The 20,129-nt window shown below is 58.4% G+C and carries 26 protein-coding genes; 10 read left to right on the top strand and 16 right to left on the bottom strand.

All coding sequences use genetic code 11. The features are described from left to right. Positions 1 to 99: 99 nt before the first annotated feature. Complete coding sequence (locus ACP0KA_RS19195; protein ID WP_424630323.1) at positions 100 to 642, top strand: phosphonopyruvate decarboxylase; 543 nt, start codon at positions 100 to 102, stop codon at positions 640 to 642. Then, on the top strand, positions 642 to 1,235 hold the full coding sequence (locus ACP0KA_RS19190) for a thiamine pyrophosphate-dependent enzyme (RefSeq protein ID WP_424630322.1): 594 nt from the start codon (positions 642 to 644) through the stop codon (positions 1,233 to 1,235). Before ACP0KA_RS19195 ends, ACP0KA_RS19190 begins: the two co-directional genes overlap by 1 nt. A 74-nt stretch (positions 1,236 to 1,309) precedes the next feature. On the opposite strand, the gene ACP0KA_RS19185 is transcribed toward ACP0KA_RS19190, so the two are convergent. The 7 genes from ACP0KA_RS19185 to ACP0KA_RS19155 form a co-directional block, all read right to left on the bottom strand. Next, positions 1,310 to 1,543, bottom strand: a complete 234-nt coding sequence (locus tag ACP0KA_RS19185) for a hypothetical protein (protein WP_424630321.1) — start codon at positions 1,541 to 1,543, stop codon at positions 1,310 to 1,312. A gap of 12 nt (positions 1,544 to 1,555) precedes the next feature. After that, positions 1,556 to 1,765, bottom strand: coding sequence for a hypothetical protein (locus tag ACP0KA_RS19180; protein WP_424630320.1), 210 nt, complete (start codon positions 1,763 to 1,765; stop codon positions 1,556 to 1,558). A 187-nt stretch (positions 1,766 to 1,952) separates the two neighbouring features. After that, on the bottom strand, positions 1,953 to 2,879 hold the full coding sequence (locus ACP0KA_RS19175; RefSeq protein ID WP_424630319.1) for a LysR family transcriptional regulator: 927 nt from the start codon (positions 2,877 to 2,879) through the stop codon (positions 1,953 to 1,955). Between the two features lie 420 nt (positions 2,880 to 3,299). Further along, on the bottom strand, positions 3,300 to 4,751 hold the full coding sequence (locus ACP0KA_RS19170) for a sodium:solute symporter family protein (protein WP_424630318.1): 1,452 nt from the start codon (positions 4,749 to 4,751) through the stop codon (positions 3,300 to 3,302). A gap of 21 nt (positions 4,752 to 4,772) precedes the next feature. Beyond that, entirely contained in the window at positions 4,773 to 4,970 is a 198-nt protein-coding gene (locus ACP0KA_RS19165) for a DUF3311 domain-containing protein (protein ID WP_424630317.1), read from the bottom strand. A gap of 81 nt (positions 4,971 to 5,051) precedes the next feature. Beyond that, entirely contained in the window at positions 5,052 to 6,617 is a 1,566-nt protein-coding gene (locus ACP0KA_RS19160; RefSeq protein ID WP_424630316.1) for an amidase, read from the bottom strand. 690 nt (positions 6,618 to 7,307) lie between these two features. Then, complete coding sequence (locus ACP0KA_RS19155) at positions 7,308 to 7,844, bottom strand: OsmC family protein (RefSeq protein ID WP_424630315.1); 537 nt, start codon at positions 7,842 to 7,844, stop codon at positions 7,308 to 7,310. A gap of 221 nt (positions 7,845 to 8,065) precedes the next feature. Here ACP0KA_RS19155 and ACP0KA_RS19150 point away from each other — a divergent pair, with 221 nt between their 5' ends. After that, positions 8,066 to 9,022 carry a LysR family transcriptional regulator gene (locus tag ACP0KA_RS19150; protein WP_424630314.1) on the top strand — a complete coding sequence of 319 codons (957 nt, stop codon included), beginning with the start codon at positions 8,066 to 8,068 and terminating at the stop codon, positions 9,020 to 9,022. A gap of 101 nt (positions 9,023 to 9,123) precedes the next feature. On the opposite strand, the gene ACP0KA_RS19145 is transcribed toward ACP0KA_RS19150, so the two are convergent. After that, complete coding sequence (locus ACP0KA_RS19145) at positions 9,124 to 9,900, bottom strand: HpcH/HpaI aldolase family protein (RefSeq protein ID WP_424630313.1); 777 nt, start codon at positions 9,898 to 9,900, stop codon at positions 9,124 to 9,126. A 479-nt stretch (positions 9,901 to 10,379) separates the two neighbouring features. Here ACP0KA_RS19145 and ACP0KA_RS19140 point away from each other — a divergent pair, with 479 nt between their 5' ends. Continuing rightward, positions 10,380 to 10,775, top strand: a complete 396-nt coding sequence (locus tag ACP0KA_RS19140) for a YybH family protein (RefSeq protein ID WP_424630312.1) — start codon at positions 10,380 to 10,382, stop codon at positions 10,773 to 10,775. A 239-nt stretch (positions 10,776 to 11,014) separates the two neighbouring features. After that, a complete protein-coding gene (locus ACP0KA_RS19135) occupies positions 11,015 to 11,467 on the top strand; it encodes a DUF805 domain-containing protein (protein ID WP_424630311.1) in 453 nt (150 codons plus the stop codon). 65 nt (positions 11,468 to 11,532) lie between these two features. Here the strand turns inward: ACP0KA_RS19135 and ACP0KA_RS19130 are convergent, their stop codons facing one another. The 6 genes from ACP0KA_RS19130 to ACP0KA_RS19105 all read right to left on the bottom strand — a co-directional run bounded on the left by ACP0KA_RS19130 (position 11,533) and on the right by ACP0KA_RS19105 (position 15,385). Further along, on the bottom strand, positions 11,533 to 13,392 hold the full coding sequence (locus ACP0KA_RS19130) for an acyltransferase family protein (protein WP_424630310.1): 1,860 nt from the start codon (positions 13,390 to 13,392) through the stop codon (positions 11,533 to 11,535). Positions 13,393 to 13,508: 116 nt separating this feature from the next. Then, complete coding sequence (locus ACP0KA_RS19125; protein ID WP_424630309.1) at positions 13,509 to 13,778, bottom strand: hypothetical protein; 270 nt, start codon at positions 13,776 to 13,778, stop codon at positions 13,509 to 13,511. Positions 13,779 to 13,900: 122 nt separating this feature from the next. Then, positions 13,901 to 14,344: an SRPBCC family protein gene (locus ACP0KA_RS19120; protein ID WP_424630308.1), complete on the bottom strand. Its 444-nt coding sequence runs from the start codon at positions 14,342 to 14,344 to the stop codon at positions 13,901 to 13,903. After that, positions 14,341 to 14,769, bottom strand: a complete 429-nt coding sequence (locus ACP0KA_RS19115; RefSeq protein ID WP_424630307.1) for a DUF1801 domain-containing protein — start codon at positions 14,767 to 14,769, stop codon at positions 14,341 to 14,343. The genes ACP0KA_RS19120 and ACP0KA_RS19115 overlap by 4 nt, the downstream gene beginning before the upstream one ends. Then, positions 14,766 to 14,993: a hypothetical protein gene (locus ACP0KA_RS19110; protein WP_424630306.1), complete on the bottom strand. Its 228-nt coding sequence runs from the start codon at positions 14,991 to 14,993 to the stop codon at positions 14,766 to 14,768. The genes ACP0KA_RS19115 and ACP0KA_RS19110 overlap by 4 nt, the downstream gene beginning before the upstream one ends. 68 nt (positions 14,994 to 15,061) lie before the next feature. Continuing rightward, complete coding sequence (locus ACP0KA_RS19105) at positions 15,062 to 15,385, bottom strand: ArsR/SmtB family transcription factor (protein WP_424630305.1); 324 nt, start codon at positions 15,383 to 15,385, stop codon at positions 15,062 to 15,064. A 196-nt stretch (positions 15,386 to 15,581) separates the two neighbouring features. Between ACP0KA_RS19105 and ACP0KA_RS19100 the strand changes: the two genes are divergently transcribed. Next, complete coding sequence (locus ACP0KA_RS19100; RefSeq protein WP_424630304.1) at positions 15,582 to 15,899, top strand: hypothetical protein; 318 nt, start codon at positions 15,582 to 15,584, stop codon at positions 15,897 to 15,899. A 35-nt stretch (positions 15,900 to 15,934) separates the two neighbouring features. On the opposite strand, the gene ACP0KA_RS19095 is transcribed toward ACP0KA_RS19100, so the two are convergent. Then, entirely contained in the window at positions 15,935 to 16,408 is a 474-nt protein-coding gene (locus tag ACP0KA_RS19095) for a hypothetical protein (RefSeq protein WP_424630303.1), read from the bottom strand. Here ACP0KA_RS19095 and ACP0KA_RS19090 point away from each other — a divergent pair. From ACP0KA_RS19090 to ACP0KA_RS19075, 4 genes are all read left to right on the top strand, one after another. Beyond that, complete coding sequence (locus ACP0KA_RS19090) at positions 16,407 to 16,622, top strand: hypothetical protein (protein ID WP_424630302.1); 216 nt, start codon at positions 16,407 to 16,409, stop codon at positions 16,620 to 16,622. The genes ACP0KA_RS19095 and ACP0KA_RS19090 overlap by 2 nt on opposite strands. 226 nt (positions 16,623 to 16,848) lie before the next feature. Continuing rightward, a complete protein-coding gene (gene dmeF, locus ACP0KA_RS19085; protein ID WP_424630301.1) occupies positions 16,849 to 17,862 on the top strand; it encodes a CDF family Co(II)/Ni(II) efflux transporter DmeF in 1,014 nt (337 codons plus the stop codon). 134 nt (positions 17,863 to 17,996) lie between these two features. Beyond that, positions 17,997 to 18,695: a hypothetical protein gene (locus ACP0KA_RS19080; protein ID WP_424630300.1), complete on the top strand. Its 699-nt coding sequence runs from the start codon at positions 17,997 to 17,999 to the stop codon at positions 18,693 to 18,695. A gap of 154 nt (positions 18,696 to 18,849) precedes the next feature. Further along, positions 18,850 to 19,020: a hypothetical protein gene (locus ACP0KA_RS19075; protein WP_424630299.1), complete on the top strand. Its 171-nt coding sequence runs from the start codon at positions 18,850 to 18,852 to the stop codon at positions 19,018 to 19,020. A gap of 11 nt (positions 19,021 to 19,031) precedes the next feature. Here the strand turns inward: ACP0KA_RS19075 and ACP0KA_RS19070 are convergent, their stop codons facing one another. Further along, entirely contained in the window at positions 19,032 to 20,069 is a 1,038-nt protein-coding gene (locus tag ACP0KA_RS19070; RefSeq protein WP_424630298.1) for a DUF1214 domain-containing protein, read from the bottom strand. Positions 20,070 to 20,129: the final 60 nt, after the last annotated feature.

Here is a 20,129-nt window from a genome sequence, read left to right as displayed (position 1 = left end):
AGTGTGGTGGTTCAGAAGTTCGCTTCCCACAGATAGCTTGACGGCCGAATCGGACGTTAAGGTCGGGCACCGCGAGTGCTCAGGTTCCACGAGGATGTGATGGACGCTGTTGCTGAGACGACGACGGGCCGCGACTGGCCACTCGATATTTACAACACCTTGAAGAGTTTTGACGTCCGTCAGGTCTGCTACGTGCCTGATGCCGGCCACTCGCGGCTGATCAACCTGTCGCATCAGGACAAAGACATTCAGACCACGGTGCTCACCACCGAGGAAGAAGGCGTGGCGCTGTGCGCCGGAGCCTGGCTCGGCGGCAACCGCTCCGCGCTGCTGATGCAATCGAGCGGCGTCGGCAATTGCGTCAACATGCTGTCGCTGATGAACTCCTGCCGCTTGCCGCTGCTGACCATCGTCACCATGCGCGGCGAATGGGCCGAGTTCAATCCGTGGCAGATCCCCATGGGCAGCGCGACGCAAGGCGCATTCGAGCTGATGGGCGTGACCGTGTTTCGCATTCACAATGCCGAAGAAGCGGGCGACGTGGTCTCCAACGCTGCCAGCCTGGCTTTTGAGGGCGATCAACAGGTCGCGGTGCTGATTTCGCAGCGTATGATTGGCCGCAAGAAGTGGACGAGCAAGTGATGACTGCAACATTCGGAACGCTGGATCGCCGCGAGGCCGTCAAGACTCTCCTCGCCGATCGGAAAGATCTGCTGGTCGTCACCGGATTGGGCTCGCCCTCCTACGACGTGTTCGCCGCGGGCGAGCATGACGGCAACTTCTATCTCTGGGGCGCGATGGGTGGCGCGGCGATGGTCGGCCTCGGCCTTGCGCTGGCACGACCGCAGCGTCCGGTGGCGGTGATTACCGGCGACGGCGAAGCCCTGATGGGCATCGGCGGTCTGCTCACCGCGGCCGCAAAGAAGCCCGCCAACCTCTCGATTGTCGTGCTCGACAACGGACACTTCGGCGAGACCGGCATGCAGCTCAGCCATTCAGGCCTCGGCGCACGTCTCGATCTGATTGCGCAAGGCGCAGGCTTCGCCTCCGTGACGCAGATCACGGACATGAAAGGCGTCGCCGATTTCCGTCCGAAAATGTACGACAGGGGCAACGGCACGCGCTTCGCGCGAATCATGATCGCACCGGGCAATCCTGAACGTGTGCTGCCGCCGCGTGACGGCACCTACGTCAAGAACCGGATGCGCCAGCACCTCGGCTTTGCGGTGACGTGATCGGGCGCGACCTCATCAGGCGGAGTCCCTGCACTCGTGTGGTGATCTAGAAGTTGGGTTCTCCGCCAGCTTGCCTACCGGCAGGCTCGGTAGCCGAAGCGCTTGATGATGTCGCGACCTGAAATCGAATGAAAGTCGAACGTATCCATAAAATGGTTGGCAGTGACATACTGCTGCAAGGCGGCATTGTAGGTGCTGAGCATTTGTTGCGTGTAGCCGGGGCTGATGCCCTTTTGCCTGTTGCCGCCAGCGTGAAACAATAGCGTCGCCCCCGGCGAGACGCAGACATTGCGTATCGAAAGAAACATGGTGCAGGCGGATTAACAGTGACTGTCAATGCGAAAGCGCTCACCGGACGCATTATACTGCTGTATCACCGACTGGAATTGCGCAAATTCGGCCGGATTGCGCGCACCATAGCCCATGCGCAAGGACGACACGGATCCATCGGCAAAGGCCGGTTGCCCCGCGAGGCCACAGAAAGCGAAGAACGCGCCCAACGCGCGCACCGATTGCTGAAATTTACGCAAAGCGCTCTCCTAATGGATTTTGATTGGCAATTCCGTCCCGATCATTATGCGAGGACTTTATCGCATGAGAACGTAACTTTGCTAGGGCGCTGTCTCCGCGAGTTTGTCATATCGTGTTGCGACACGCCGACATTAACGTTCGCCAGAGTGCCCGCCGGGGCGGGATGCGAACGTTAGAACCGCCGCACTAGTTGTCCATCCGGATATTCCACAACCCTTCCGCAGCAATGCTTTCGATTTCGCTGCGGATCAACGCGGAGATCGTCGTCGTCGCCACCGACGCCGGCCGGTCGGCGGGCGACGCGAGGATGAGTTCGCGCGTGATGCTGGGCTTTGCGATGGTCGCGGCCTCAAGCCTGCCCTCCGCCACTTCGGTGCGCACGGCCGACGGCGGCAGCAACGTGAAACCGATGCCCTCTTCCACAATGCTGGTCAGCACGCGAAACGAATCCGCCTCCATCAAGATTTGAAGCTGCAAGTTCTTGCGTGCCGCAGCGCGCTCGATCAACGTGCGCAGGCCATGGGAATGACTCGGCAACACCAGTTTTTGTTCGGCGATCCAGCCGATATTGACCTCGCCGCGCTCCTTCAAGCCGCTGCCGGGCGGACCGACGGCAACGATATCCTCGCGGCCAAGCGTCTCGACCGTCAGATGCAAATCGACCGACGGACCATAAGTAATGGCGAGATCCATCTCGCCGCGATGAATCCATTCGACCAGATGACCGCCATAGCTCTCGACCACGAGCAGCGAGATATCCGGCAGCGTCTCGATGACGCGGCGTGCGAAGCGCGCAGAGAGCACGCGGCTCACGGTCGGCACAAGGCCCAGCACCACCCTGCCCGACGGCGTACCGCCGGCGGATTGCAGATCGTCGCGCACCTGCTCGATCTGACGGACAAGACCCGCGGTGCGGTCGAGCAGAAGCTGCCCCGCGCTGGTGAGCACCATGCCGCGCCCATTGCGGGTGAACAGCTCGACCCGCAGTTCGTGCTCGAGCAATTTGATCTGGCGGCTGAGTGCGGGCTGCGCGACGCGAAGCCTGTCCGCAGCCTTGCTGAGGCTTCCGAGCTCCGCCACTGACCGGAACGTTCGAAGTTGACGGAGATCCACGAAGACGCCTTGCCCAACTGGTAAATCAGCGGCCAGCGTTATAACATTTTGCTCTTGGTGACGATGCGATTTTGAGCCTCACCGTCTCATGGCTCATGCGCGGAATTCTCTGGGCGTGCGCCTTCCATGTGTGCAGTGCAGCGGAAGGGATCGGGGAACAATTCAAGCCCCCGCCCGTTCGCATCTGATGAATGACAATGAGTTACAAGAGCCTCCGCGCCTCCTCGAACCCCTGGACTGGGTCCTCGGGCTTGGCGGCGCAGCGGCCGCAATTACGGTACTTTGGCTCTCCCTGACGTAGCCACGCGCGTCAGGGCGAACAATCGCCTGAGCTGCTGAACACATCCTGCTCAATCGAGATTGAACCATGCGCCGCGAGCGGCCCCGCTCCTTGGCTGCCGCCGCACGACTCGTTATCCGTCACTCTGAAGGTTGCAGCACTTTCGCCGGTTGATACGCCACAGGTATCGGATTGGGCATTTCACCTTTCAAGATCAGCGCTGCAAAACTGCCCGCCGCCACGATACAGATATTGATGATGAGGCCTACCAGGCCAATGTTGATCCCATAGAGCGGCGTCTGCATCACGTAAAACGCGATGCACAGCACATCGGCCACGACCATCCCCACAGCGATGGCAATCGGATTGGCGCGTTTGAAGAAAAGCACACAAAGCACTCCCGGGAAGAACTGAGTCATGCCAAAGAACGCCGTGTTGTTGACCGTCAGGAGCAAGGTTGGCGCGAACAGCGTGAGAGCAATCGAAACAAGCAGATAGCCGGCGACGATCACTTTCGTGACGCCGCGCTGCTTCTGCTCGGGAATGTGACTGAACAGATTGCGCGAGACCAACGGTCCGATCGCCAGGCAGATTCCGGCAAGCACGAGCAATCCGGACAGCGACGCCCCCGCGGCGATGATGCCGATCGCCCATCCCGGCAACAGATGAACAGCCGCCGCAATGAACGCATTGTTCGCCGCTCCACCGCCGACAACATGATGTTCTAAAGCGTAGTAGGCCGTGACCACCAAAAACGGAAACATGAGCATGTAGAGCGGCATGACCATTTGCGTGCGGCGGACCGTTTGCTCCGATCTGGCCGTGAAAATCCCCTGGACATTGAAAGGCAGGAGCCAAAATCCGAGAGCTTGAAAAAGGATGGTCGACATCGTGAATCGCAACTCTTGCTGGTCCAGATGGTTGTTTGCAGCGGATTTGGCCGCCTCAAAAATGGGACTGACGCCGCCGACGGCCGTGACCGCGGCCATCCCCGTGATGACGATCGCCGCCATCATCAGAATGTCTTTGAGAATGGCGACGTAGGCCGGCGCGCGAATGCCGGAGATGGCCACATAACAAAATGCGAGAATGGCGGCCACAACGGCCAAGGCGCGGGAGTCGATATCCCAGCCAAGGCCATGCAATGCGACAATGATGCCGCCGAACTGGATCTGCCCCCAAGGAACAAGAAACGTAATCGCCGCAATCGTTGCAGTCAGCTCCAGCGCGCGGCGTCCATATTGGCCAGCAAAGTGGCCCTTGAACACATCCGGCAAAGTCACTGCGTCATAGCGCTTGCCGGCCCGCCATATCCAGGGATTGAGAAAATAGCCGACTGGATAAGCCAGCAGAATGTAGCCCAGAAACCAGATGCCGTATGTTCCTCCCTTGGCATAAATCCCTCCGGGGAAGCCGATGATTGTCCCGATGCTGTAGACTTCGCCAACGACAAGAAAGAAAACCAGCCAGCTTCCGAATTGCCTGGACGCGATAAAGAAATCCTTCGCGCTATTGGGATGGTGGCCGCCTTTTGAAGCAAGGGCGAGCGCAAGCGACAGGACAATCAAAGCTGCAAAAACAATTGTTGCCATGGTGAACTCCCCGCCGTCCGTTCAATGTTCTTCGGGCCTATGCCGGTCAAAAAACCACCAGCAGCTGCACAGACACACGCTTGTCAGGATCAACCAGGAGAACATCCAGAGATAAAGGAACGGGATGTTGAGAAACGTGAAGTCAAACGTATTGATGTAAGGAAGCAGCAGAACAACTGCCGTAAAGGGAATTCCCAAGCCTATTGCGGCCCTCAACATGGATTTTCTCCCGCGTTGTTTTTCGTTTTTTATGAACGGCTGATTTGAGCTGCAAGTTGGTGCAGCACGTTGGCGGCCCCCTTAAGCAGGAACGGTCTTTGCGAAGAGCGGCGGACACTTGGTGTGAAAGTCCGTCGCCTGTTCATAGGCGTAAGCCATCCGCAACAGCGCGGCCTCGCTGAAGTGATTGCCGACGATCTGGAGCCCGATCGGCAATCCCTCAGGATCAAATCCGCACGGCACCACCGCTGAGGGAAGCGCCGCGTAACTGAAGGGAATCGTGAATTGCCGCCCGCGCCCGTAATCCTGCGCAGAGGCTTTCAACAGCGGAGCCGTGGTTGGGAGTGCCGGCATCAACAGTGCATCGACATGACTAAAGGCCTCTTTCAACTGCGCGATGATCGCAGGCCGCTCGGCCATGGTGCGTTCATAGGTTTCGCGCGAGACCTTCGATCCAACCGCGATATTGTTGGTCACGATCGGGCCGTAGAGTTCAGCCGCATTCGGCGTGCTGTTATATTTTTCACCGAGGATCTGGTTGAACTCATAGAGAAGGATGTTAGTGAATAGCTTGTTGTAGTCGAGCTCGCCTTCCAGCGGTTTGATCTCGATCTCGGTCACCTTGGCGCCAAGACCTTTGAGCTTCTCGGCCGCGGCCGCCACGGCGTCGGCCACCGGCTTGTCGACATTCTTGTATGTATAGTTCTTCACCGTCGCGAAGGTGACGCCCTTCACGCCACCCCTGATATCCTCGGTATAGGATTTCGTCCGCTGTGCCAGCGCGGAAGACTTGTCGAGAGGGTCATAGCCTGCCATCGCGTCCAACAGCAGCGCGAGATCGAACACGTTGCGGGCCAGCGGACCTGCACAGTCCAGACTATAAGCACGCGGGAAAAGTCCGTGCAGGCTGACGAGGCCATAGGTCGGGCGGATGCCGGCGATGCCACACCAGCTCGCGGGCACGCGGATCGAACCTCCGGTGTCGCTGGATGTGCCGCCGAAGCCGATGCCTGCGGCCAACGCCGCACCATTGCCGCTTGACGATCCTCCCGGCGAACGATCGAGCGCCCAGGGATTATGGCAGTCGCCGAAATAGGCGTTGGTGCCGGACACGCCCGCGGCGAATTCATTCATGTTGGTCTTGCCGAGGACAACGACGCCCGCCTCCAACAGGTGGTGCACTGACGTCGCATCCTCGGTGGAACGGCGATCGACAAAGGCTTTGGATCCGACCGTGGTGATCGTCCCCGCCATATCGTAGAGATCCTTCACCAGGATCGGAATGCCGTGCAGCGGGCCACGATCTTTGCCCCGCTTAAGCTCGGCATCGCGCTCGGCCGCTGTCTTCAATGCCTCGTCTTTGAGCTGCGAGATGAACATGTTCAGCTTCGGCTGATACATCTCGATGTAGTGGTAATAGGCTTTCGTCAGATCGACGCACGACAGTGAGCCATCCCGCATCCGCTTGCCGGCTTCGCTGATCGACATCGGCATCGGTTCATTTGCTTTCGCCGCGAATACGCTTTCAGGGAAAGCTGTCGCGGCTGCCGCCGAGGCGCCCACCGCGAGAGAGCGGTCGATGAAATCGCGTCGCGTCAGCTCATTTTCAACTGCAGTTTTATCTTGCTTCAAATCATTGCCAGCCATGACGATATTCCTTCGACAACCGGATGAATTTCGACGAGCGAACGGGCAGCCGCTCCACAATGGGAACGTCATTGTCAGCGCTACATAAGCAGTGAAATTTTCAGATAAGAGATTGCGTGCGATCACTCTAGGAAGAGCGCATCGCGAGTCAATCATCGATAAAGAAAGAACGATTTTTTTCTGCTGACTTTGCTGCTCATCGCAATCGAAATTTCAATTCATGGAATGCGCGCGCTGAAAATTTCAGAAACTGAAATGAATGAACCAGTGTGATGCGCACGATCGCGATGCGACTCATGCATCTGACCTCACAAACGCCACCCGATTTCTTTTACGAATGTTCGCTGAGCTCTCGCGAGATGAATCGCGATCCCACTCACCAACGGCAATTGTCTCAATCAGCGAGATCAACAATGGATTGTGCTGCTGTATCGATATCTGGGACGCTTGCGCGCAAACCCACGTCGCAGCAATCCGACCGAGGCAAGCTTCAGGTGATAAGGCTTCGCTTATCAGGTTCGCGTGCCGATCGGGCGCGGACAATATGGATGCTCTTCCTTAGATTTTTTTGTTTTTTGTTTTTGAGCGGGTTCGCTGCCGGCACCAACACAACTCACTGATGCCGACCCGCGAACAGGCATAGACTGCTCTCGCGACCTAAGCGGGCGCTTGTCCTCGACGGCCAAAGAGCTAATCGAGTTCGCACACAACCCATTCATCGCCATGCTTGAGGCGGTGCACCAGGTCAACTGACAGGATCTGTTCCGCGAAGCAGCCTTTTGCAGCGGTTCTGATCAGATGCTTCTGTGCTTCCAGCGAAGAGTCAGTATCGAATTCAATATCGAGCACGAATTTGTTGGGGTGCGCGACGTAAGGGTCCTGACCGTTACGTTGCGCGTACCATTCAAACCTGGCCTTCGTGTTCAACCCACGAACCTGCACGCCGCACTGTCGCGCGAAAGTACGCATCTGAGTCATGAAACAGGTGACTACTCCGGCCGTGAAGAGTGCGAGCGGTTTGGGCGCGGTTTCGTCGCCTCCATGAAACCTTCCTTCATCGCTTGCAAGATCCCAGAGTTGCAGACGCGCCGGTTCCACCATCCCGACCTTGACATCGTTTCTTCTTTTTCCCGAGGAATATCCCTCCAACTCGAAGCTGACCGGAAACCTTCCGGTCAATGTTGTGCCATCGGCCTCGATGTATTCTGGCTTCACAGTCACATTCATGAGACGCCCTCCATCAATTGCAGCATCGCCGCGGTATCGACAAGCGAGGCCACTATAGGGATCAGGTGCCCATTGAAATCCGACAAACCAGCTATCGCTGTGATGCATTTTCTGTATGATCAACGCGCGTTTCCAGGCGCACTCACGCCTGGACAATGCAGTTGAACGGCGACTTCCGGCACTTCTGTATCGGTGTTGCTTACGCGCTTCCGGGGTGATTGATGGATGCCCAGTCGCTACGCTGCTTTCTGAGGATCGCCGAACTCGGAAGTTTCGGGAGAGCTGCACAGGTATTGAACCTGACCCAGCCAACGCTCAGCAGACGCATCGCTCTATTAGAGCGCGAGCTCCACGCGCAGCTGTTCGTCCGACATCAGCGCGGAATCAGCCTTACGCCCGCAGGGCTCACGCTGAGCACCAGGGCGCTGAGCGTGGTTCGGCAGCTTGATGAGTTGCAAGAGGATGTTGCAGCGCTCGATCGTGAACCGAGCGGGAGCGTGGCGATCGGGTTACCGCCTTCCCTGGTGGCCGTCATCAACGGGCCGCTCATCGAAATGTACTGCAGGAAGTTTCCGCGGGTGAATCTCTTCATTCACGAAGGGATCAGCAATCTCGTCGGCGAGAAGCTCATCGACGGCGAACTTGACATGGCGTTGATGTTTTCGACGCGATCGCACCTGAGAAACACGTCGGTTAAAATCCTGGCGATCGAGGAAATGGTGCTTGCAAGTGCTCCGGCCTGTTCGCCGTCCAAATCGCGGCTGACGATGTCCGACATCTCAGCACTGCCGCTCGTCCTGTATAGACTTCCCAATTACATTCGCTGGCGGGTCGATGTCGCCTTTCAGCAACTCGATCTTCAGCCAAACATCGCCGCGGAAACCAATACCCTCTTGATGCTGCTTGAGCTTGCCAGGCGAGGCGTTGGATCCGCCATCCTGCCAAGAGCGGCAGTTCAACACGATGTGTCGTTAGGCCTGCTGACAGCTATTCCCATTCGGGGCATGTCAGTCAAATGGATGCTCGCCATTTCCCGCGACCGTGAGCACACGCCCGCGATTCAGGAGCTGATCAAATGCATCGAGGCGCTCACGCTCAAGCAGATCAAAGCCGGAAAATGGAGAGCCAGTCTGCAAGCCGGAGCCGGCTCGAATGATGCCAAACGGCGGGCTCGGTAGCCGTGCGATTTCGCACGACGCGCGCGGTGCCTTAACAAATCCGGCGGAGCTCACACCCCGCCGGATCCGAAACCGCACTACGCGTTCACGTCGGTATTTTCTCAACCCTTCTTGGCCGCAGCAAAGCGCTTGGCCAGTGCGTCGGCGTTCTTTGACAAGAGGCCCAAGTCGCTGCCGACAGCCACAAAAGTGTAACCCCAATCGATGTAGCGATCAGCTTCCGCCTCGTTCGGCGTGAGGATGCCGGCGGGCTTGCCGACTTTCTTCAGGCGCGTCACCACGTCTTGAATAGCGGCCTGCACATCCGGATGCGCAGAATTGCCGATGTGGCCCATGGAGGCTGCGAGGTCTGCAGGCCCCACGAAGATACCGTCGATGCCCGGCACCGCCGCGATCTCTTCAAGGTGGCTGATCGCTTCCGAGGTCTCGACCTGCACCAGCACGCAGATTTCATCGTTGGCGTGCTTCAGGTAATCCTTCACGCGGCCGAAGCGGCTGGCCCGGCCCGAGCCGGTGACACCGCGCACGCCCGATGGCGGATACTGACACGCCGCAACCGCGCGCTTCGCCTCTTCCGCATTCTGCACGAACGGCACCAGCACCGCTTGTGCGCCGATGTCGAGCACGCGTTTCAGCAGGACTGTGTCATTCCACGCCGGCCGCACGATGGGCGTCGCGGTGCTGGTGGAGAGCGCTTGCAATTGCCCCAGCACGTTCGGAATTTCGTTCGGCGCATGCTCGGTGTCGAGCAGGATCCAGTCGAATCCGCTGTCGGCGATCACGTCAGTCGCAAACGGGCTGCAGAGGCTATTCCACAGGCCGATCTGCAACTTGCCCTGCTTGATCGCGGACTTGAAGCGGTTACGCGGCATTTCCATCGTGCGGGGACCTTTCGTTCAGACAAACCGGACCGCCAGTGTGGTGGTTCAGAAGTTCGCTCAATTTTCCTTGCGAGTCCTTCCGGCGAACTTCTGAACCTAAACCACACTGGTATTATAAATCTACTGGTGTCCTCTCGAATCCAAAGTTCGCTACGGAGCGCGCTGCACGATAAAGCGAACTTTGGATTCGGGACACCAGACTGCCCAGCGGACGGTAATCGGCGTGCAACATATCATCTTTTGCCGCTTAGACAGCCCACGTGAATGAAGTCGACAACATTATATGTCCGGGCGATTGGACTGCGTGCCCGAATGTGATACATGGCCCGCATGGACAAACGTCGCACCAGCGCCTTGCGGATTATTCGCACCATTCATTGAATGGTGGGTGATCGCGCGTCCTTTCCTAAGATGAGCAACCCGCCCCGAGGCGGGTTTTTTGTTGTCCGTCTCGAAAGGCCCAACGAGAGACGGACATGTCAGAGCATGAACTGAGACAAGTGATCGAAGCCGCGGATCGCGCCATCATGGCCGAAGATTTCGAGGCGGTGATGGCGTTCTACGCTGAGGACGCCACGATGGTGGTAAGGCCGGGACAGAGTGTCACCGGCAAAGAGCGGATCCAGAAGACGCTTGTCGCCATCGCCGATCACTTCAAGCGCCAGATGACAATCAGGCAAGGCAACATGAAGGTGATCGAAAGCGGCAACACCGCGCTCGTCATCATGGAGAGCATCGTTGACACGGTGGATGCCGACGGCGTCAGTACCTCCATCGTGGGACGTGCGACGCATGTTTTTCGTAAAAGTGGCCATGGCAAATGGCTTTGCGTCATCGACAACTTTTATGGCACCGCCCTGCTCGACGCGTGACACGCGGTGTCAGAGCTTGGCACCAAGAGCCGACGCAGTCGCGCGTCGGAATGTGCGGCTGTGTCTTCTCGCAACGATCCTGAGCCTTCTGCCTCAATACTTAAAATTTGAGACGATCGCCGCATCCGACATTAAGGCACTCGATGGTTGAATATTGCGCGAGGGCGACTTGTGGTCGATCCATTTTGGAGAGACCGCCTGATCTCCCGAACATTTCATCATGTGAGGGCGATCGAAACATGTTGGATTACATTTTCGGTTTCAACGCGCGGATGGGCCGGCTGGCTTATTTCAAGGCCAATGTGGCCTTGTTCATCGTTGCATGGATCGCTTTCACGATCCTGATCATGGCCGGCCTTCACCCGATAATGACAGCAAAAACCGCCTCGTTCGCGCATATCCAGACATGGCCGATGATGGTCGCGTTCATCACGTTCTTCCTGATCAATCTTTCACTCAACTGCATGCGAATTCGGGACATCGGATGGGATCCGGTCTGTGTTGTCCCGGCATGGATCGCCGCCATCCTCGTTGATTGCGCTGTCGCGACCTACTTTCCTGAGTGGTCAATCGGACATGAACGTTTCTCCGGGACCATTGTTGGCGGGCTGCTTAAGATCACCGGCAGCGCCGTACTTTTGTTTTGGCCCAGCGGCGACCATTCACCATCGATGCAAACCGCGATGCGATGACACGCGGTCTTCACCTGTCGCGTCGTGGCGATCAGCTATCCTGCGAAATCATCGAAACGCAGCACCTACGGCTCCGCGACTTTGCGCGAAAAAATCAGCGGCGCCATGAGATGGGCCGTGTACTTTGAGCCCTCCAGCGTCAAGTGGGCGTGGTCCCAAGTCAGAGGAACGTCGTTCCCGATAACGAGAGGGCAATCCTCGTGCGGACAAATGATATCCAGTGCCGAGACGTAAGTGACGCCCTCGATTGACGAGAATGCCGATTTCATCTCGCGATCCAGTTTCGCGAGATCATCCACCAGAATGTCTTGTGACGCCGGCAGTTTTCTAGTGCGCGCATACGCGCGGCCGAGGATGGACGGTAGCCAACCTCTGAACTGAGCAGACGGACCAATGAGCACGACAGGCCCCCTTGCCGCCGCGATCGTCGCTTTGAGACTCGCGATGAACTTCGCAGTTCCGACTTGCCGGCTGTAGCCCCACCAATCCGCCGACATGATCAGTAATCGCGCTGGAGTGACTTCCAGAAAGCTCCCGACTTGGCTCGCGAGGGCGTCGCAGAAATCTCTTTGCTTGAACACCGGCTGGAACGTCGGAAAGCATGCGCCGGCCGTCGCTTGCAGCAGAGCCGTGTTGTCGGTGATTTCGCCTTTCAGCCCAGGGTAGTATTGAGCCGCAAAGCTGTCGCCCCACAGCAAGACGACCTGCTTCTCCTTGTCGAAGGAAAAGCATTCAGGGTGCTTGTTGTTCACCCAATCCTGCGCAAAACAGGAACCCACGTCGATCGGTCCCAAAGGCGCATCGTACTTGAGCGCAGTCCGTGTGCCGGACACAATCGCACTGCTTGTTCCGAGAACGGCGACTGCCACGAGCAGCGCGGTCGCTGCAGCGGAGCCGACGAAAACGGTCCGCTGCCGAACGCGCGCGTAGCGAAAGCGGCGCTCGATCAGGAAGTAGGATGCGGAGGCCGCTGCAGCGAGCAGCGCGAACAGAGCCAGCTTTTCTGCTGCGGCTACGGTCTGCGTGACGGAAGAAAGCTTTGCGAGCGTGAAGATCGGCCAATGCCAGAGATAGAGTGAATAGGACATCTGGCCGATGAGTTCGACAGGGCGCGCGCGCAAGGACGTGGGCCCTGCCGAAAGGAACAAGGCCGCGCCCGCAACCGGCAGCAGAGCATTGAGGCCGGGGAATGGACTACGCGGCGTGTAGGACAACACCGCAACGACAACGAGCATCAGGCCCATGACGCGCAAGGCATGCGCGATCCAGCCAAGCCGCATCGCGGGCAGCCATGTCAGCATCACGCCTGCGAGCAATTCCCACGCACGGGACTGAAGGAGAAAGAAAGCGCCGGCGGTGTCCCGCTGCAAAAGCCATTGGCTGAGAATGAGCGAACAGACAGCCGTGGCGGCGATGCATGCGCGGCGAACGACGATGTTCTGAATGCGAAACAGCAGCCACAGCACGAGCGGCAGCAGAATGTAAAACTGCTCCTCGATACCGAGCGACCAGGTGTGAAGCAGCGGTTTCTCCGCGGCTGCGCGAGCGAAATATCCGCTCTGCGACCAGAACATGATGTTCGACGTGAAGGTGGCGACGCCGAGAATGGAGCGCAGGAAATCCGACCGCTCGGCCCCGAACAGCACACCGCCACCCACCACCGCGACAATGATCAGCATGACGTAGAGCGCGGGAATAAGCCGGCGAATGCGGCGCTCGTAAAACGCCAGGAACGAGAACGTTCCGGCCGCCATTTCCGACTGGATGATCCGGCCGATCAACAGACCCGAAATCACAAAGAAGATGTCGACGCCAACGAAGCCGCCCCGAAAACCGGGAATTTCAAAATGAAACCCGATCACCGTAATAACGGCGACGGCTCTCAGCCAATCGATGTCGCGACGATGTCCCGAGACGGATCGCATCCCGCCACTATGCACACCATGCCCGTTTTGGCCACTCAGGCGCGGTTCCGCAGAACTTTTCTTTGCGCGGCGAGACCCCAATGCAACAGGTAATACGGCGTGCTGAATCTAACTCCTCACCTGCATGTGCCACGGATCGGGCGCGGACACTTGGCGACGCAAACGTCGTAGGAGAACTGGAAGTCCGGCTGCGCGCCGGCCCAGGTGGTGCACGGACGCGCGCAGACCGACTGATATCGCTCCGCGCAGGTCACGGCCTCGGGTGGCGCGAAAGACGGCATGAAGATGCCGGTCGCGCGCGGCGAGAGCGGCGACTGCACGAGCCTTTCGGCCTGCGCCGTCCCGGCAACAACCGCCATGATGATCGCGATGACCAGCCTGCTCATTCGTGCGTCCGCAAATGAAAACCCCGCCACAAGGCGGGGCTCTCATAGCAGATGGATGTTCGATCCGCAGCAACCGAATGATGACCGGTAGGTGTCAGTTCTCGCCGATCGATCCGGCCGGTTCAATCTTGTCGCGCCGAAATCTCCTCCAGGCTGGCGAGGTATTTCTGCCAGCCAAATTTGGCGCCGCCATAGGCCTGCTTCTGATCGGGCCGGAAGCCCGCCTGCTCCACGCGCAGGTGCGTACCCTGCTCCGTCGGCGTGAGCGTGAAGGTCACCACGCTCTTCAGCGCGAAGGCCGGGTTCTCGTTGGCAAAATCCCAAGTGTAGGACAGTGTCCTGTTCGGCTCGATGGTCAGGACTTCGCAATCAAGCACGATGGGCATGGCAGGTTGCGGGTCCATGCTCAGGTTGAAGCGGTGACCCACCGCCGGCACGAAGTCGTTCTTCATCAGCCACTCCGAGATCAGATGCGGCTGCGTGAGCGCGCGCCAGATCTTTTCCGGGGGATGCGGAATGTCGCGCTCGATAACGACGGAGAGCGTTTCAGTGGCAGTGGTCATCACGTGTCCTTCTTCGTCGCTGGTGTCTTCACTGCTTTTTTGGCCGTTGTCTTCTTGGCCCGAGATGACGTGTTCAGATCCACCGCTGCACGGATGAGCGCCTTCAGCGCCTTCTCGTTGATCTTTTCGCCTTCATGGATGTCAATGGCGCGCCGCGTGTTGCCCTCGAGGCTTGAATTGAACAGCCTCAAAGGATCGTCCAGCGACGCGCCCTTGGCAAACGTCAGCTTTACGGCAGCCTTGTAGGTCTCGCCGGTGCAGATGATGCCGTCGTGCTCCCACACCGGCACGCCGCGCCACTTCCATTCCTCGATCACGTCGGGATCGGCCTGCTTGATGATGGCGCGGACACGCGCGAGCGTCTCGCCGCGCCAGTCGCCCAGTTCCTTGATCCGTCCGTCGATCATTTTCGATGAAGACTCGCTCATCGCGCGTGCTCCCCCGCGGCGGCGCTACGAGGCTTCGTGACGTAAGGCAGCACAAACATATAGAGCCCGCTGAACAGCAGCAGGAACAGCGGCAGCAGCGGCGAATAGGTGATCCACGCCGGCGGTTCACCGAAGGCGCGCGCGGCGAAATTGGCAACGACCGTCAGCGTGAAGATGATGGACAGCCAGCGATGGCTCTGCCGAATCCACAGACTCATATTCAACTCTCCCTACTTGTTTCGCGCGGCTCGTTGCGCACTCACATCTTTTCGCCGGGCAATCGCTTGCTGGCTTATTGGTCCATCCTCTTGAGCAGATCTTCGAGGCCGTCGAGCTTGTTCTCCCAGAAGCCGGGCAATTGTCTGGCCCAGTCGATCAGCGGCGTCAGCGCATTCAGCTGCGCGCTGTAATGCGTCTGTCGGCCTTCATGACGATCGCGCACGAGCCCGGCCTGCTTCAGCACGCCGAGATGTTTCGAGACTGCCGGCTGAGACACCCCCGCCCGCGCCGTCAGCGCGCCGACCGTCTGCTCGCCGTCGCGGCACAAGCGCTCAAAAATCGCCCGCCGGGTCGGATCCGCCAGGGTTCTGAACAGGGTGTCTTGGGCGTCGGACATCGGGTCAATCAATAACTCAGTGGTTATGGGTTTACGTATAACTGAGTGGTTATGGGTGAGTCAAGTGGCGGATGTTAGCAAACGCCTAACCACCTCGGGCGCGGCATGTTGCGGACGACGAGGTTACTGGCGACATGTTCCGGGAGAGATAAGACGCTGCCACCTGAAGCGGCTTCGCCTAAAGAAAGCTCCGCCGATGCTCGCCGCAGATTTCGTGTTTTTGATTGCCGTTGGCTTTGTCATCGCGTGCAATCTCTATTTCGAACCGCGCATCAAGGGTGATCGCATTGCCATGCAGTGGGGTCTCGATGGCAAGCCGACATGGTCCGCCCCCAAACGATGGGCGCTATGGGGAACGGTAGCGTTGATGGTCATTGTCCGGGGCTTCATCTGGGCCTCGATGACTTACACGCCCGAAAAGATGCACGGCGCAGAACTTGGGCTGCTTCTCTTTTCCATCATCGTCGCGCTGTCGCATCTCTTCGTGATCTCGAAGGCGACGAAAGAAACTTAAGCCGCGACTCAGACAAATCGAGCTACGAGGCTGCCTTACTCAGCCGGCTTCGGCTTGTTCATCCACCACCGGCGGATGATCAGACAGTGCGCCACACAGGCCGCCAATCCGATTGCAGCGATCACCGCATCGATGCCGAACGTCATGACGAAGTTGAACGGGTGACTTTCGAAGGTGATGAGCTGCCAGTGCGCCCAGCGCGTCCCGCTGTCAAAACGGGTGAGCAACTGGCCAGTTGTGTACCAGCGATATAGTTCGGCGAATCCGTGCCAGGCGACAAACACGCTGACGGCCACGCTGGCAACGTAAGCGCCCACCGGTTTGAGGAATCGCAGCCATCCCATCATGATGTCGCGGTTCTGGCATGGCTTGATGACGTTCAGAAGAGCCCATGACCAGGATTGAGGCTGGGCTACGAGCGGGAAAAAACAGGCCAAGACTCCGCTTGACTCCATAAGAACAAAAGGAGAACATTGGCGCATACCATTCCAATATCGGACCAGCGCCATGTCGGCTTCCCCTGAGCCAAATCCCCCATCGGAATTGGATCGCCTTGATGCGGCCGCTGATGAAGCCATCGCCATGGCGGGAGGTGATCTGCGTGCCACCGTCCGCATGCTGATCCTTGTGAACGAATATCTCGAGTACGAGCTGGAGACGAAAGTATCGCAAGGCTATACGCGCGGCCTGCGGCACGGACGGCTGAAGGCTTATAACGGCTGAAGATTTGCAACGGCTGAAAGTGACAACGGTTGAACGCGCTGCGAACCCCCACCCGCACCCCCGCGCGTTCCGCTGTCCCGCCGCCTTCCGGCAGACATGTCGTGAGGCGGCGGGGCGATGCGGTTGACGCACACGCAACGCCACAAACGTGCGCTATATAAAGTGTTGAGAAAGCCGCGCGGCCTTTGCCGTGCGCGCATGCGAAGCATTTGCAAGGAACAGCCTGATGCACAGCCACTCCATGGAAACCTGGACCCACGATCACGTGTTTCTTGGGCAGTCGCACGACCGCAACGAGCGACGCACATGGGCCGTTGTGATCCTGACCGCAGCAATGATGGTGGCGGAAATCGTCGGCGGCACGCTATTCGGCTCCATGGCGCTGATGGCAGACGGCTGGCATATGTCGACCCATGCCGCCGCGCTGACCATTGCCGCACTCGCCTATCGCTTTGCCCGCGCGCACGCGCATGATCCACGCTTTTCCTTCGGCACCGGCAAGCTCGGTGAGCTGGCAGGTTTCGCCAGCGCGCTGATCCTGGCAATGATCGCGCTGCTGATCGGCTATGAAAGCGTGACACGGCTGTTCACACCTGTGACGATTGCCTTCTCCGAGGCACTGCCCATCGCCGTACTCGGCCTTGTGGTCAACATCGCCAGCGCCGCACTGCTGCACGACGGCGGGCATCATCATGGTCATGATCACGGTCATCATCACCACGATCATCATGATCATGCCCACGACGATCATCATCACGACGCGCACGATCATGATGATCACCACGCGCATCATAGCCATCACGACAGCAACATGCGCGCGGCTTATGTCCATGTGCTGGCGGACGCGCTGACATCGGTACTCGCCATCGTCGCGTTGCTGGCCGGCAAGTATTACGGACTGACATGGATGGACCCGGCCATGGGTCTCGTCGGTGCGATCGTTATCATTTCATGGGCCGCCAGCCTGATCCGCTCGTCAGGTGCGGTGCTGCTCGACACCGTGCCGAACGCCTCGCTGTCCAAGACCATCCGCACGCGGCTGGAAGTGAACGGTGACAAGGTGTCGGACCTGCATCTGTGGCGTCTCGGCCCCGGCCACACCGGCGTGATCGCAGCCCTCGTCTCAGACCGCCCGCAGCCGCCTGCCATCTACAAGGAACGCCTGCGCGGCTTAGAGGGCCTGTCGCACGTCACCGTGGAGGTACATTCCTGCCCGCATCATCATGATGAAGCGGCGTGAAGCGTATGCAGCATGCGATAGAGCTATCGAGGCGCGCACGATATCGCGGATAACTTTCATCAGGCGCATGCAGCTTGTGGCAACGACATAAGCCTCCATGCTACTTTGCGTAGCATTGTTGGAGGCGCTAAGCCGTGCGTTACTTTATTCTTTTCTGCGCCGCAGGGTATCTTGCCGGCGCGACTGAAGTTCGGGCTGACTCTCTGGATTGCGACGCCATCAGGACGACGCTGATCCCGTATCAGATCAGGTTCACAAAGGATCATTCGGTCTGGCGCGAGTTGCACACTGTTCAGCTAGTCAGAGACCCATCGGGGTCAGATGCGATATCCGGCCGCGTAAATTCAACCACATCCTTCATTCGCAAAGGAATCTCGCTGAACGGCTCTCTTGTGGCAGTTGAACGTCAATACTTTAAAAGAGATTCCCACTCGTACATCGATCGCTGGACAAACGAGATTGAGGGCATCGATCCCAAACAGGTGGACTATCGCATCGATCTTAGTTTCGTCTTCAAAGAAAAATTCGAGCGTATCGGTGGTAAAGAATTAGATCTCGTCCGCTCTTACGATGTCTTTTATAAATACCGGAAGACGGACAATATCCTCGTGAGCCCCTGTTCCTTTATCGCGCATATGGGAGAGACAACCCTTACGGAGAGAAAAACCGGCCAAGCACACACAATATTTTCATGGTATTTCCCCGACTTGAGATTGTTGGTCGGCAATCCAAGTCCAGACGTTACCTTTCAATCGATCAGCACAACGTTTGAACCCATCGATTTTGAGGAACCGAACTGGCCTCCGGCTTCGTCGAAAGTGAACGATCACTGACGCTGAGGATGCCCTGCACGCCACCTGGATTATGCCCCCGCAACAACCTTACGGTTTAAAAATTCCAGCGACATTCCGCCACCTCTGTTAAGGTTGCCCGGTGAGGTTAAACTAGAGGACGCGATTGAACATTTGACCGGCAGGAGTGAAGGCAATGCCTTTCGGAGTGTCGGACTTGCTAGTTGCCGTCATTGTTGTGGGCTTTCTCGTCGCGGTTGGCTGGGTCATCGCCACAGCGCTCGACCGCAGGAGTGACGTGCTGCATTACGTCGATCGCGAAAACAACGAGCCTGAACCGCCCCCCGAGCGCGCGCCGCCTGTTTGACGTGAAACTCCTCACTCCACCGGCTGCAACGTTGGCACCTTCCAGCTGCCGTCGAGGATTCCCTTTCCCGGGCGGTAGAAGCGCATGGTGAAACTCCATCCAGGCATGACAGGCAGGCAGTTGGGCGTGTCCTTCGTACAGTCACCGAACTGGATCGTCACCGCACCATCGCTATTTCTCTTCGCGGTGAGGTTGTTGAGCGAATAGGCATTGAGGTCGTTCTTCTCGAAAAAGCCTTGCGCATTGTAGACGCTGACCGACCAGAAGCCGTCCACCGGCACGTCCTTCAAGGTCAGTCGGTACGCGCTCTCACCGTCGCCACGGAACGGATAGACGTTCTGATATTCCGCCGCCGTACGCGGATTGCCGCCCCATCCGGTCGCGGTGCCGATCAGGTGATCGAACGGATCGACCTCGCCTTTCTTGCCGAACCGATTCACCACATTGCCGAGCATCGCCAGCGCAAACAGCGCGCCGCGCACCCTGTCCTGCGAGGGAGCATCCCATAGCGGGACTTCGAACACGCCGACGGTGTCCTGCCCCACCATCACCGCATCCTGCAGCCGGTTGGCGATGGCAACATCCTTCGCATCATCAGCGTTGACGAAGGTGCGGATGATCAGAGCCATGTAACGCGTGCCGACTTTGGCGCGGTCAAAGGTGAAACGGCCCGGTGCATAGATCACGTCGGGCGAATAATGATCCTGCGAAATCACCTGCAGCGACATGAAGCGCCCGCCCGCATCGGGCAGCGTAACGGTCACCGGCGCAGCATCGAGATCGAATATCCCGGAGGAATAGAGCGTGTCGCGGTTCATCCGTACCACGGTCTGATCGTCGATCGGCACAGGCGTGCGGCGATGGTTGAACTTGCCGAAGCCGGCCACCGCGAGGCGGCTGAAATAAAGATCGGTCTCGGCACGGATGAAGTTGTGCACGTTGACAGGGACCGGCCTGTTCTTGAATTGCGCCGCTGCGCCCGTGACAAGCATAGGCAGGCAAACCAACGCCAGCAGCACAGAAGAGGCATTCCGGATGATGTTACGCACATCCGCCTCCTTGCGTCACAACGCGGAAGCTTTCGCTGGTCACGGCACGAATTCAATGCA

This window comes from Bradyrhizobium sp. SYSU BS000235 (assembly GCF_049747295.1).
Classification (GTDB): domain Bacteria; phylum Pseudomonadota; class Alphaproteobacteria; order Rhizobiales; family Xanthobacteraceae; genus Afipia.
Note: the sequence above shows the minus strand (reverse complement) of the source record. Positions and strands in the feature narration are given on the sequence as shown.

Bases quoted from the DNA above. Each gene is read 5' to 3' on its own strand.
- ACP0KA_RS19140 (WP_424630312.1), top strand. From the start codon at position 10,380: ATGTCAGAGCATGAACTGAGACAAGTGATCGAAGCCGCGGATCGCGCC.
- ACP0KA_RS19145 (WP_424630313.1), bottom strand. From the start codon at position 9,900: ATGGAAATGCCGCGTAACCGCTTCAAGTCCGCGATCAAGCAGGGCAAG.
- ACP0KA_RS19135 (WP_424630311.1), top strand. From the start codon at position 11,015: ATGTTGGATTACATTTTCGGTTTCAACGCGCGGATGGGCCGGCTGGCT.
- ACP0KA_RS19165 (WP_424630317.1), bottom strand. From the start codon at position 4,970: ATGTTGAGGGCCGCAATAGGCTTGGGAATTCCCTTTACGGCAGTTGTT.
- ACP0KA_RS19190 (WP_424630322.1), top strand. From the start codon at position 642: ATGACTGCAACATTCGGAACGCTGGATCGCCGCGAGGCCGTCAAGACT.
- ACP0KA_RS19075 (WP_424630299.1), top strand. From the start codon at position 18,850: ATGCCTTTCGGAGTGTCGGACTTGCTAGTTGCCGTCATTGTTGTGGGC.
- ACP0KA_RS19115 (WP_424630307.1), bottom strand. From the start codon at position 14,769: ATGAGCGAGTCTTCATCGAAAATGATCGACGGACGGATCAAGGAACTG.
- ACP0KA_RS19130 (WP_424630310.1), bottom strand. From the start codon at position 13,392: ATGCGATCCGTCTCGGGACATCGTCGCGACATCGATTGGCTGAGAGCC.
- ACP0KA_RS19160 (WP_424630316.1), bottom strand. From the start codon at position 6,617: ATGGCTGGCAATGATTTGAAGCAAGATAAAACTGCAGTTGAAAATGAG.
- ACP0KA_RS19090 (WP_424630302.1), top strand. From the start codon at position 16,407: ATGTCGGCTTCCCCTGAGCCAAATCCCCCATCGGAATTGGATCGCCTT.
- ACP0KA_RS19095 (WP_424630303.1), bottom strand. From the start codon at position 16,408: ATGGCGCTGGTCCGATATTGGAATGGTATGCGCCAATGTTCTCCTTTT.
- ACP0KA_RS19125 (WP_424630309.1), bottom strand. From the start codon at position 13,778: ATGAGCAGGCTGGTCATCGCGATCATCATGGCGGTTGTTGCCGGGACG.
- dmeF (WP_424630301.1), top strand. From the start codon at position 16,849: ATGCACAGCCACTCCATGGAAACCTGGACCCACGATCACGTGTTTCTT.
- ACP0KA_RS19150 (WP_424630314.1), top strand. From the start codon at position 8,066: ATGGATGCCCAGTCGCTACGCTGCTTTCTGAGGATCGCCGAACTCGGA.
- ACP0KA_RS19155 (WP_424630315.1), bottom strand. From the start codon at position 7,844: ATGAATGTGACTGTGAAGCCAGAATACATCGAGGCCGATGGCACAACA.
- ACP0KA_RS19170 (WP_424630318.1), bottom strand. From the start codon at position 4,751: ATGGCAACAATTGTTTTTGCAGCTTTGATTGTCCTGTCGCTTGCGCTC.
- ACP0KA_RS19195 (WP_424630323.1), top strand. From the start codon at position 100: ATGGACGCTGTTGCTGAGACGACGACGGGCCGCGACTGGCCACTCGAT.
- ACP0KA_RS19105 (WP_424630305.1), bottom strand. From the start codon at position 15,385: ATGTCCGACGCCCAAGACACCCTGTTCAGAACCCTGGCGGATCCGACC.
- ACP0KA_RS19185 (WP_424630321.1), bottom strand. From the start codon at position 1,543: ATGTTTCTTTCGATACGCAATGTCTGCGTCTCGCCGGGGGCGACGCTA.
- ACP0KA_RS19100 (WP_424630304.1), top strand. From the start codon at position 15,582: ATGCTCGCCGCAGATTTCGTGTTTTTGATTGCCGTTGGCTTTGTCATC.